An 11,531-nucleotide genomic window follows, 5' to 3' on the forward strand; every position below is an offset into this window, starting at 1 on the left:
AGAACACTAAGATCCCCATCATAGTGTAGAAACCAAAGCGTTCACCCATGTTAGCAAAAAATGCAACATAAAGTCCTTTAGGATGTCCTTTAAACATATTCTTTTTTTTTAGTTAATTAATAATTTCATTTAGAAGCGTACAAAAATAACCAAATTTAGATGTTAGGCAAGTTTTTTTAGAATTCTGAAAGTGCTTAGTATAGAATTTAGTTTGAGTCCAAGTTGGTTAGTCTATTAACATGCTGAACTGTATGCGTTTACGCGTAGTATCAACATCCAATACTTTTACTTTTAATTTCTGCCCCAAATGGGCAAATTGGTTGGGATCGCTAACATAGGCTTTGGCCATCTGGCTCTTGTGTACTAAACCGTCTTGGTGAACACCAACATCAACAAAAGCTCCGAAAGCAGTAATATTTGTCACAATACCGGGCAGAATCATACCGCTTTTTAAATCTTCAATATGTTTGATTGTTGGATCAAATTCCCAAACTTTAAAATCCTCGCGCGGATCGATGCCGGGTTTTAAAAGTTCTTTTTTGATATCTTTTAGGGTGGCTAAACCAATGCTTTTTGTTTGATAGTTCTCGAGATTTATTTGATCAATCAATAGCTTATTTCCAATTAATTTATTAAGAGGAACTTTCAAATCTTTAGCCATCTTTTTAACAATAGCATAGGATTCAGGGTGAACGGCACTTGCATCTAAAAGATTATCTCCATTATTGATACGGAAGAATCCGGCCGATTGTTCAAAGGCTTTATCTCCAAAGCGTTTTATTTTTAAGAGCTCTTTGCGGTTTTTAAAACTTCCTTTTTCTTTTCGATAAGCTAAAATGTTTTCTGCTAGGGTAGGGCCAACACCCGAAACATAAGTCAGTAATTGCTTGCTTGCCGTATTTAAATCAACACCAACAGCATTAACACAACTCATTACTTCTTCGTCTAAGCTTTTATTTAAAAGACCTTGATCAACATCGTGTTGGTATTGCCCAACGCCTATAGCTTTGGGCTCAATTTTTACCAATTCTGCTAAAGGATCAATAAGCCTTCGGCCGATAGAAACGGCACCTCGAACAGTAATATCGTATTCAGGGAATTCTTCACGAGCTACTGATGAGGCGGAATATACCGAAGCTCCATTTTCGTTTACCATTATCGATTTTACAGAGCGACTGAAGCGAATGCGTCTTATTAGATTATCCGTTTCGCGACCCGCAGTCCCATTTCCAATGGCAATTACATCCAACTTATACATATTTACAAGCTGGTTGATTTTATGAATAGACTGCTTGCTTTGGTTTTGAGGAGGATGTGGATAAATAGTTTCGTTATGCAACAGATTGCCTGACTCATCAAGACAGACCAATTTGCAACCTGTTCTAAATCCAGGATCAATCGCTAAAACTCTTTTGTTTCGCATAGGCGATCCCATCAATAATTGACGAAGGTTGGTAGCAAAGATTTTGATGGCTTGTGTATCAGCTTTTTCTTTGGCTGCTTTTGTCAGCTCATTTTCTAGCGATGGTTTTAGTAATCGTGAATAGCAATCTTTGATGGTTTTTGAGAGATATTCAGCCGTTGTGGAATGCGATTTTATAAAATAGCGCTCAAGCATTTCTATTGCTTTTTCCTGTTCGGGTTGAATATGCACTTTTAAAAACTCTTCGTTTTGACCACGCAAAATAGCTAATAATCGATGCGAAGGAATTGTACGAATATTTTCTGCCCAATCGAAATACATTTCAAACTTTTGAGCCTCTTCTATTTTTGTTTTTACCACTTTGGAAGTGATTTGTGCTTCTCTTTCAAAAAGTCTGCGCATTCGTTTTCGAATCGAAGCATTTTCATTCATCCATTCTGCCACAATATCCATAGCACCTTGCAAAGCCTCATTTTTATCTGCAACGTCTTTCTTCACATACCGACTCGCTGCTTCTTCAATATTGGGATGGTTTTGCGCCATTAGAATTTTGGCTAAAGGCTCTAATCCTTTTTCGATAGCAATAGTAGCACGTGTTCTGCGTTTGGGTTTATAAGGCAAATAAATATCTTCCAGCTCGCTAAGATTGTCAGTTTGCTTTATCTTTTGCTCAAGTTCAGGGTTGAGATGTCCGTTTTCTTGCAAACTTTCTAAAATGCTGGTTTTTCTTTTTTCTAGCACTGTAAATTGCTCGTGCAAATCGCGAATAGCTTTAATTTGAACTTCATCAAGTTGATTAGTACGCTCTTTACGGTAACGAGCAATAAAAGGAATTGTCGCGCCGCCTTCTAAAAGTTCTAACGTATTTTCAACCTGAGAGGTCTGTAGGTTTAGCTGTTGGCTTATCTTTTGAATCATAAAATATTTTGCTGAAGTATTATTTTTAGACTAAAGTTCGAAAAAAAGGGTTCTCAATTACCCCGACCTTAAGGTCGGGGTAATGTGTGTTATAGATTATTTGGGCTAAAGTCCAAAATCGAATTCTGGCAATCATTTTGTCATTTTAAATCAAGATGAGAACTAGAGAAGAGTTGATGCAGCTTTAAAACCTGTGGTAAGACAAGCTCTTGTCCATCATTATAAATAATAAAATCAGCAGCAGCTTCTTTTTTGCTGTCGCTCCATTGATTTTCCATTCGGGCTAAAACATCTGATTTGTTTGTTCCGTCTCTTTCCATCACTCTTTGTAACCGAATGTTTTGAGGAGCTGCAACGACAATGGTTTTATCAAATAAATCCGTAAAACCGTTTTCGAAAAGAATTGCAGCTTCCTGAATGACGTACTTTTCTTCTTTATGCTGCAAGCACCAGTTTTTGAATTCAATTCGTAATTGTGGATGAATTAGTGAATTTAGTTTTTTAAGAGCTTCTTTATTAGTAAAAACAATAGCAGCTAATTTTTTTCTATTGATAATATTTTTGTTTTTATCTTCAATATCGGTTCCAAATGCAGCAAGAAGTTTTGGTCTTAAAATAGGGCTATCTAATATTTTCTTGGCTTTAAAATCAGCATAAAAAATGGGTACTCCAAGCTTCTCAAAAACTTGACAAATAAGCGATTTCCCACTTCCGATATTTCCGGTTAATCCAATTCTTAGCATTATTTGAAAATGATATATTCAGCAATTGCCGGTTGTATATTACTTACGATTATATTTTTTGGTTGTTTACTGAGTTTAAGTAAAAGTTTTCCAGACTGAGAAGAATCAGGAATAGCAATGAGCTCAAATGCAATGGGCTTTATTTTCGCATAGTCTTTTAATGCAACTTGAAATGTAATTTGTGCTTCTGAAGGGAAGATTTTATACTTTATTTCATTATCTATTTGGAGTTGAATGGGAAGTTTTATTTTTCCTTCGGTATATTCTTCAACGGCTAACTGAAATTTTACCGACTCTTGTTTGCTAATAAGTTTATTACTGGGTAAAGAGAGAGGTATTAGGGTGTCGATATTTGAATCTATATTTTGAAAATCAAAAGACTGAGTACTTATTGACGTGAGCGATTTGAGTAGAGAAGCCGGACCGAAAAATACCAAACTATCAGGTTCGATTTTCATTTTCTCATATTGCTTAAAACGTGGTTTGAAACTAAAATTTATTTTAGGTTCTATTTTTAATTTTTTAGAGGCTAATTTCTCAAATTGGAAAATAATGCTATCTGGTCGGATATTTAAGATTTGTTCGGTTATTTTAAATTTACTTTCCACTTCTTGTTGCAGTGATGAGCAAAGAATATAATAAGTCTGGATATTGTTTCTTGTGTTTAAAAAATGAGCCTTTCTGAAATTGATATTTAGATATCTGTCTTTGGAAAAAAGGGATTGACTGAGGACATCAAAACCGTTATTATTGGTTTTGACTTGTAAAATAGAGTCAGGTTTGTTAATCAAAACTTTATCAATAGGAAAATTATGAAACACCAATTTAACTTTATTCTCGGTTTGAAAATCACCAGAAAGTTTAATTAAAAGCCATAGTCCAAAAGCTATCAATAAAGAAACAAGAAAGGTTATTGTTCGTTGATCTAAGAAATAATTCTTCATCTACCGTAATTTTAAACAAATCTAGCGTAAAGATAAAAAAAAGCTCCTTGTGTTTAGGAAATCCCTTACACAAAAAGCGTTTAATTCAGGTTTTAAATTATTGTAAATTATTTTTGTTGTCCAATAATACTGCCTTCGGGTAATATAGCACTTTTTTCTATTTTTAAACGTCCTTGGCCTTCGGTTTCGATGACTACAGTAGTATCATTGATATTTAATATTTTACCGTGTACACCACCAAGGGTAACAATTTTGTCGCCTTTTTTTAATTCCTCACGAAATTTTCTTTGTTCTTTCCCTTTTTTCATTTGAGGGCGAATAAAAAAGAAGTAAAAAACAATTATGATTAGAACTAAAGGTAAAAACGTTTGAAGCATGTTCTGATCAGAGCCTTGAGGCTGAGACATTAATAAGATTGATAATAGGTTCATTTTATAAATTTATTTTAAATTAATTTTCGGAATTCTTTTCAATAACTTGAGCATATATATCTAAAACGGTAAACTCAGGATTAGTATTGGCTCTAATAGTTACTTTTTTATGTTGCATTCCCAATCGATGTTCACTGTTAAAAGTAACTTTAATTTTGCCTGTCTCCCCGGGTTTTATAACATTATGTGGGTAATCTGACGCTGTACATCCACAGCTGGTTCCAACGCTGGTTAACTGAAGATCAGTATTCCCGTTGTTAGTAAACCGAAAGTAGTATATTACTTTTTCACCTTCTGTAATAGTGCCAAAATCATGATTCATTTTTTCAAAAGTAAGGACGGCTATACTATTTTCGACAGCTGTATTGTTTTTATTGTTTCCTGTTTGGTTGTTGCAAGATACAAGTACAGATATAAACATTAGAGCGATTAAATAATATAAATGTTTCATTCTACTTTATTTTAAGATGCAAAAATAAGAAAAACTGAATATGAATATGTTTATTTTAGGAAGTCTTAACATAGCATATTTTTTTACTACTATTTTTTTGAGATAATATTGAATTATAGTCTTATGAGAAATGAGGAATCACTTATATTTATTTACTTTTGCTTAATAAGAAAGATTGATATGCGTATTTATTTGATTGGATATATGGGTTCCGGAAAAACTAGTGTAGGGAAAAGACTCGCCAGTCGTTTGGAATATTCTTTTTTAGACTTAGATAGAGTAATTGAAGAGGATCAGCAACAAACCGTTGCTGAGATTTTTGCCCAAAAAGGCGAAGATAATTTTCGGTCTCTTGAGCGTTTTGCTTTGCATCAAACTTTTGATATGGAGAATGTTGTAGTTTCCACTGGAGGAGGAACTCCCATATTTTTTGATAATATGGATATGATGAATGCTAAAGGACTTTGTATTTATTTGCAAGCCAATCCTTCGGTTTTGCTTAGCAGATTAATCCCAAATCAGCAGTCGAGACCTTTGATTGCTTCTTTAGGTAAAGAAGAACTTTATGAATTTATTAAAGAACAACTGACAAAAAGAGCTCCTTTTTATGAGCAGGCAGAATTACATATTGAAGCTAGAGATTTAACCCCTGCAATATTATACAATCAGGTAATTAATTGGATGAAAAATCAAAGTAGATATTAAATTAAGTCTAATAAAACGATGTTTTCTACATGATGTGTTTGTGGAAACATATCAAGTGGTTGCACTTTTACAACTTTATATTTACTCTTTAATAAATCGATATCACGAACCTGAGTTGCCGGATTACAACTGATATAAACAATACGTTTGGCGGCCATTTGCAGTAATTGTGTAACTACTGTTTCGTGCATTCCGGCTCTTGGAGGATCGGTAATAACTACATCGGCTTTGCCATTCTCCTGAATAAATTCAGGAGTTAAAACTTTTGCCATATCACCGGCATAAAAGGAAGTATTATCAATACCATTAATTTCGGAATTTACTATTGCATCCTCAATTGCTTCGGGAACGTATTCTATACCAATTACTTTTTTTGCGTTTCGAGCAACAAAATTTGCGATAGTTCCTGTGCCGGTATATAAATCGTAAACTATTTCTTCTCCGGTAAGTTGAGCATATTCTCTGGCAATTTTATACATTTCTAAAGCCTGTTCCGAATTGGTTTGATAAAAAGAAAGAGGACCAACTTTAAATTTGATATCTTCCATTTGCTCCATTATAAACGGATTGCCTTTAAAAAGTTCGGCAGTCATTCCATTTGTTGAATCGTTTAGGTTGGTATTTACAATATACATTAAAGAGGTAATTTCAGGGAAATTATCGGATACGTGATTCATAACCGAATTCAACAAATCTTTATCATCGTAACCAATAACTAAAATCACCATTAAATCGCCGGTAGATGAGGTGCGAATAATCAGGTTACGCAAAAAACCCTCGTGTTTTCTTGCACTATAAAAACTAATCTTATTTTCAATAGCAAAATTACGAATACTTATTCGGATACTATTAGATGGTTCTTTTTGCAAATAGCAGTTTTCAATATCTAATATTCTATCAAACATTTTAGGAAGGTGAAATCCGAGACCATCCATACTTATATCACTGAAATCAATTTCTTTAGAATAATCCGTTAACCATTTTCTGTTTGAGAAAGTAAATTCCAACTTATTACGATAGAAATAAATCTTTTTCGAAGGGAGGATAGGGAAGTGTTCAGGAAATTCAAAGTTACCCAAATGTTGAAAATTTTCTAATATCTGGTTTTGTTTTACTTCTAGTTGTTTTTTATAGTCTATCATTTGCCATTTGCATCCTCCGCATTGTCCAAAATACTCACATTCAGGCTCTATACGTAAATCCGATTTTTTGTGGAACTTAATAACTTTTCCTTCAGAAAAAGAGGTGCGTGAGCGAGTAAGTTGAATGTCGACGACATCACCGGGGACGGCTAAGGGTATAAATACAATTTTATCATCTACACGTGCTAATGATTTTCCTTCGGCAGCAAAAGCTGTTATTTCAACGTTCTCTAGGATTGGTAAAACACGGTTCTTTCTATATCTTCTTCCCATTATAATAATTTGCTAATTTGATGATGAGTTGCTCTTCACTCTTCACTCTTCACTCTATTATACATATTCTTTTGCAATAGTTTCTCCACGTATAACACGCAAGCCGTTAAATGCTAAAGCACGCATTTCATCTTCTCCCGGATAAATATGAACAGGAGCCATTTTATGTACGCGCTGTGAAATTTCGTTAACAAACCATTTGCTGTGTGCCACACCACCGGTAATTAGAATACCATCGACATCACCACATAAAACAGCATACATTGCTCCAATTTCTTTAGCCACTTGATAAGCCATAGCTGCAAATATTTTCTTTGCTTCTTGGTCACCTTCTTGGGCTCGTTGTTCAACTTCGTAGGCACTGTTTGTTCCTAAATAAGCCATCAAACCTCCAGCTCCTTTATTCATTTTTAGAATTTCTGCTTCGGTATATTTTCCGCTAAAACATAGCCGAATTAAAGGACCTATAGGTAAAGTTCCGGTACGTTCTGGGGAAAATGGACCATCACCGTCAAGACCTTGATTTACATCAACTACTCGTCCTTTTTTATGAGCTCCAATAGTGACCCCACCACCTAAATGAACAACAATTAGATTGATATCATCGTATTTTTGCATCAAAGATCGAGCATGTTGTCGAGCTACAGCTTTTTGATTTAATGCATGAAAAATAGATGTACGTGGTAAAAGTGGATGACCGGAATAGCGGGCAATATCATCAAGTTCGTCTACAACAACCGGATTTGTAATATATGCTTTGGCATTAGGGATATTTTTAGCCATATCAGCAGCAATTAAACCACCTAAATTGCTAGCATGTTCAGCTCCCGATGGACTGTTTATAAGGTCTTTTATCATAGCCTTATTTACAAGATAAACGCCGGATTCTATAGGTTTTACCAGACCCCCTCTTCCTACAACGGCATGTACTAAATCCATTCTTATTTCAGCATCTTTTAAAACTTTACAGATTATGTTTTTTCTGAATTCGAACTGATCTGTAATTTTTTCAAAAGGTGCGAGTTCCTCAGGAGTATGCGTAATATTTTTAATCAAAACGGGAGTTTCGTTTTCGTATACAGCAATTTTGGTTGAGGTTGAACCAGGATTGATTGCAATTACACGTATTCCGTTGCTTAGTTTCATTTTTTTTATAATTATTTTGGATTAAGCCTGTAAAGCGGCTAATCCGATACTAATTAATTTGGTTTCTACACTATCTCCTCTTGAAGAAAGAACTGCAGGAACACGTGCTCCCAAAACCATTGCTCCCAAAATACCACCGGCTAATTTAGTATTTGTTTTATAAAAAATATTTCCAGCTTCAATATTGGGGAATACTAAACAATCGGCATCGCCGGCAACATTTCCGCTTAATTTTTTAATTTCTGCACTTTCTTTATCTATAGCTACATCTAAGGCCAAAGGGCCATCAATATAAGCGTTTGTAAACTGTCCTCTATCACTCATCTTAGATAAAACAGCAGCATCAATAGTTGCTTGCATCTTTAAAGAAATCTGTTCACTGGCTGTTATAATTGCCACTTTTGGTTTTTCAATTCCTAAGGAGTGTGCTGTTTTTATTAAGTAATTAGTAATGGCTATTTTTTCCGGCATTTCAGGTGAAGGAATTATAGCTACATCGCCAAAAATTAAAAGTTTATGATAAGCAGGACTTTCCATAACAGTAACATGACTAAGGATAGATTTTGGAATCATTAAGCCTGTTTCTTTATTTAAAAGTGCACGCATATATTGTTCGGTACTCACTAAACCTTTCATTATAAAATCACCTTTGCCCTCGTTGATTAACATACAGGCTTTGTGAGCAGCTTTTTGAGGATCGGCTTCTTGAACTAATTCAAATTTAGAACTGTCGATGTTTTCTTTGGCGCAAACATTTTTAATTGTTTCTATATCACCAACCAATGTAGCATCAATAATATCCATTTCTACCGCTTTGTTAACGGCTTCAATAGTATGCGCATCATTTGCATAGGCTGCAACTAACCGTTTTTTTGATTTGCTTTTTAGTTGACTGAAAAGTTGACTTAATTTTGTTATTGCCATTGCTTTTGTATTTCGGTTTTAGAGAGTGCAAAATTAATTAAAACTGTCTTAATATCACTCTCTTTAATTTTCTTATTTTGAGTAAAAATTAATCATCTTTATAATTGCTTCTGCGCAAGCATCACAAAAAACATCTCCTTTAAAAGTGTGCATTAAACAATCTTTTTTGGGACGATAAATGCCTTTGGCAGAATAGCCTCCACCTTCAAAAACGCCTAAGCATGAGTTGTAAATTGCAGAATCGGGTGTTGGAATGGGAATACTATCGGTAATTAGATGCTTCCACTTTGTATCAAAATTAACTAAGGTAGTTATATTGGGTTCCCAAGGTTCGACGTCCAAATTATAAAAATTATTATACGATGTTGAATTATCATAATATTCATCGGCTAAACCTGCAAAGCCGTGACCAAATTCATGAATAAATATCTTTCCTGCTTGTTCGTTGGAGTTTACACTTATGTTATAGTGATTGAAGATTGCACCGCCACCGTATTTTTCGGTATTTACAAGAATATAGATTTGATCGTAAGCTACATTTGCTGCTAAATTACGAACGCTTTTGTTTTCTGTAGTCATGCAATAGCGTTCACTATCAAAAGTATAAAAGCTACTACCTAAAATTGTATTTCGCCAAATGCTGTCTTTTGGAATATCTGCTCCCGATTCTTCTGAAGGCGCTAAAACTCCCGAAATATTGAAGCGGTCTTTATATTCAGAATACGGATAATAATCGAATAAAACTTTCGCGAATTTATCGCAATCAGCAATAAATAAATCCATTTCGTCTTTTGTATAGCCGTCGGGAAGAATTACAATATCCACCTTTTCAGAAGGATCGCCTTGTACTAATGCTTGATAAATAGGGTATTCTTTTTTTAATCCTCTTTGGATAAAATAATCTTTGGGATCAACAGTATATTCGACCTGCTTTACAAGTTTTCCTTTCCAGTTTCTGGAATACATTTTAACAGTTACGGGATTTAATGGCATAGGAAAGATAATAGTTTCTTCAAAGCTTTTTGATACTTTTTGAGCTTCAAGAGTTGTTTGCCATTCAGCAAAAAGACTGGAATAGCCGCGAGAATAAATTAAGGCTCCACTATCTTTATCATAAACTTCAAAATAGTATTTACCATATTTGAACTTATCAATTAAATTAGTTTTTGACCCTCCCCAATATGGTTCAGCAATTAGTTCGTCAAGATAATAAGACTCATTTTTTGCATTGCCGGCATGTGTATAATCCAGTCGTAATGTCTTATAGGTAAAATAAGTATCGAATTGTCCGAAAGTAGTAATACTCAACAGTATAAGAAGTAGTGATAGCCCTATTCTTTTCATTTTATGATTTGTTCGCTTATAAAAATACAAATGTTTTATTTAATAAATTAATTATTTGAATTTATAGTTTAATCTTTTTCTTCTACGGCCTTTTTGAGCATAAATAAAGCAGTTAAAGCTGCTCGCCGAATATTCCTGCCACGATGTTCTCCGAAGTGATGTTTTTCTGCCAATACCCCATCTGGACCAGCAATGGCAATCCAAGTGGTGCCTACGGGTTTGTCTTCTGTTCCACCGTCAGGACCTGCAATTCCGGAAGTTGCTATAGCATAATCAGTTCCGAATTTTTTTCTTACACCTAATGCCATTTGTCTGACTACAGTTTCGCTAACAGCACCTTCTTTTTCAAGATCATTGTGTGAAACCTCTAAAATATTTTCTTTTATTTCGTTGGCATAAGTTATTGCCGATCCTTTAAAATAGCTTGAACTTCCTGCAATACTAGTTAAAAGATGAGCAATATATCCGCCCGTACAGCTTTCGGCGGTAGCCACTGTTTTTTTATGAAGCTTAAGACTATTTCCAACGGCTTCTTCTAAAAGCATATCGTCGTAAGCAAAAATAATATCACCAATAAGGAGTTTTAATTTCTCAACAAATTCATCAATATATTTCTCGCATTTAATTTTATTTTCTCCGATAGCTGAAAGACGAAGTCGAACAATACCGGGTTGAGGAAGATAAGCCAGTTTTATATTTTGAGGCAAACTGTTTTCCCAGTCTTCAATTATTTTTGCAAGGAATGATTCTCCAACACCTTGTGTCATAATGGTTTTGTGAATAATTACCGGCGTATTGAACTTAGCTTTAATACGAGGGATAACTTCGTTTTCCATCATGGGTTTCATTTCAAAAGGAACGCCGGGCATGGAAACAAGTATTTTTCCGTTTTTTTCGAACCACATTCCTGAAGCTGTCCCATTAATATTTGTTATAGGGATGCAACTCTCGGGTAATTCGGCTTGCGCTTTATTTACAGCACTTACTTTAAAATTACGTAGGCGGAAAATCTCTTTTATTCTACTAAAAGCATCTTCGTTGAAAACTAATTTTGTATCAAAATACTCACAAAGCGTATGTTTGGTAA

At 34.5% G+C, this 11,531-nt stretch carries 11 protein-coding genes; 1 reads left to right on the forward strand and 10 read right to left on the reverse strand.

Annotated features, from left to right (window positions below):
• Positions 1–226: 226 nt before the first annotated feature.
• From J7K39_07920 to J7K39_07940, 5 genes are all read right to left on the reverse strand, one after another.
• Complete coding sequence (locus J7K39_07920) at positions 227–2,341, reverse strand: RNA-binding transcriptional accessory protein (GenBank protein MCD6179816.1); 2,115 nt, start codon at positions 2,339–2,341, stop codon at positions 227–229.
• A gap of 140 nt (positions 2,342–2,481) precedes the next feature.
• Positions 2,482–3,084, reverse strand: a complete 603-nt coding sequence (locus J7K39_07925) for a dephospho-CoA kinase (protein ID MCD6179817.1) — start codon at positions 3,082–3,084, stop codon at positions 2,482–2,484.
• The gene (locus J7K39_07930; protein MCD6179818.1) at positions 3,084–4,028 is read right to left on the reverse strand and encodes a hypothetical protein; all 945 of its coding nucleotides are present in this window, start codon (positions 4,026–4,028) and stop codon (positions 3,084–3,086) included. Before J7K39_07930 ends, J7K39_07925 begins: the two co-directional genes overlap by 1 nt.
• Positions 4,029–4,135: 107 nt before the next feature.
• Entirely contained in the window at positions 4,136–4,459 is a 324-nt protein-coding gene (yajC, locus tag J7K39_07935; protein MCD6179819.1) for a preprotein translocase subunit YajC, read from the reverse strand.
• Positions 4,460–4,478: 19 nt separating this feature from the next.
• Entirely contained in the window at positions 4,479–4,910 is a 432-nt protein-coding gene (locus tag J7K39_07940; GenBank protein ID MCD6179820.1) for a DUF1573 domain-containing protein, read from the reverse strand.
• 180 nt (positions 4,911–5,090) lie between these two features.
• On the opposite strand from J7K39_07940, the gene J7K39_07945 reads away from it, so the two are divergent.
• Positions 5,091–5,615: a shikimate kinase gene (locus J7K39_07945; protein ID MCD6179821.1), complete on the forward strand. Its 525-nt coding sequence runs from the start codon at positions 5,091–5,093 to the stop codon at positions 5,613–5,615.
• Here J7K39_07945 and rlmD read toward each other — a convergent pair.
• From rlmD to J7K39_07970, 5 genes are all read right to left on the reverse strand, one after another.
• Entirely contained in the window at positions 5,612–7,030 is a 1,419-nt protein-coding gene (rlmD, locus tag J7K39_07950; GenBank protein MCD6179822.1) for a 23S rRNA (uracil(1939)-C(5))-methyltransferase RlmD, read from the reverse strand. The genes J7K39_07945 and rlmD overlap by 4 nt on opposite strands.
• Positions 7,031–7,087: 57 nt before the next feature.
• On the reverse strand, positions 7,088–8,176 hold the full coding sequence (buk, locus tag J7K39_07955) for a butyrate kinase (GenBank protein ID MCD6179823.1): 1,089 nt from the start codon (positions 8,174–8,176) through the stop codon (positions 7,088–7,090).
• Between the two features lie 21 nt (positions 8,177–8,197).
• On the reverse strand, positions 8,198–9,100 hold the full coding sequence (locus J7K39_07960; protein ID MCD6179824.1) for a phosphate butyryltransferase: 903 nt from the start codon (positions 9,098–9,100) through the stop codon (positions 8,198–8,200).
• 72 nt (positions 9,101–9,172) lie between these two features.
• On the reverse strand, positions 9,173–10,444 hold the full coding sequence (locus J7K39_07965; GenBank protein MCD6179825.1) for a peptidase M64: 1,272 nt from the start codon (positions 10,442–10,444) through the stop codon (positions 9,173–9,175).
• A gap of 68 nt (positions 10,445–10,512) precedes the next feature.
• Positions 10,513–11,531, reverse strand: a 1,019-nt coding sequence (locus J7K39_07970) for a nicotinamide-nucleotide amidohydrolase family protein (GenBank protein ID MCD6179826.1), incomplete at its 5' end; no start/stop codon positions are given.

The sequence above is a fragment of the Bacteroidales bacterium genome, assembly GCA_021157585.1.
Classification (GTDB): domain Bacteria; phylum Bacteroidota; class Bacteroidia; order Bacteroidales; family UBA12170; genus UBA12170.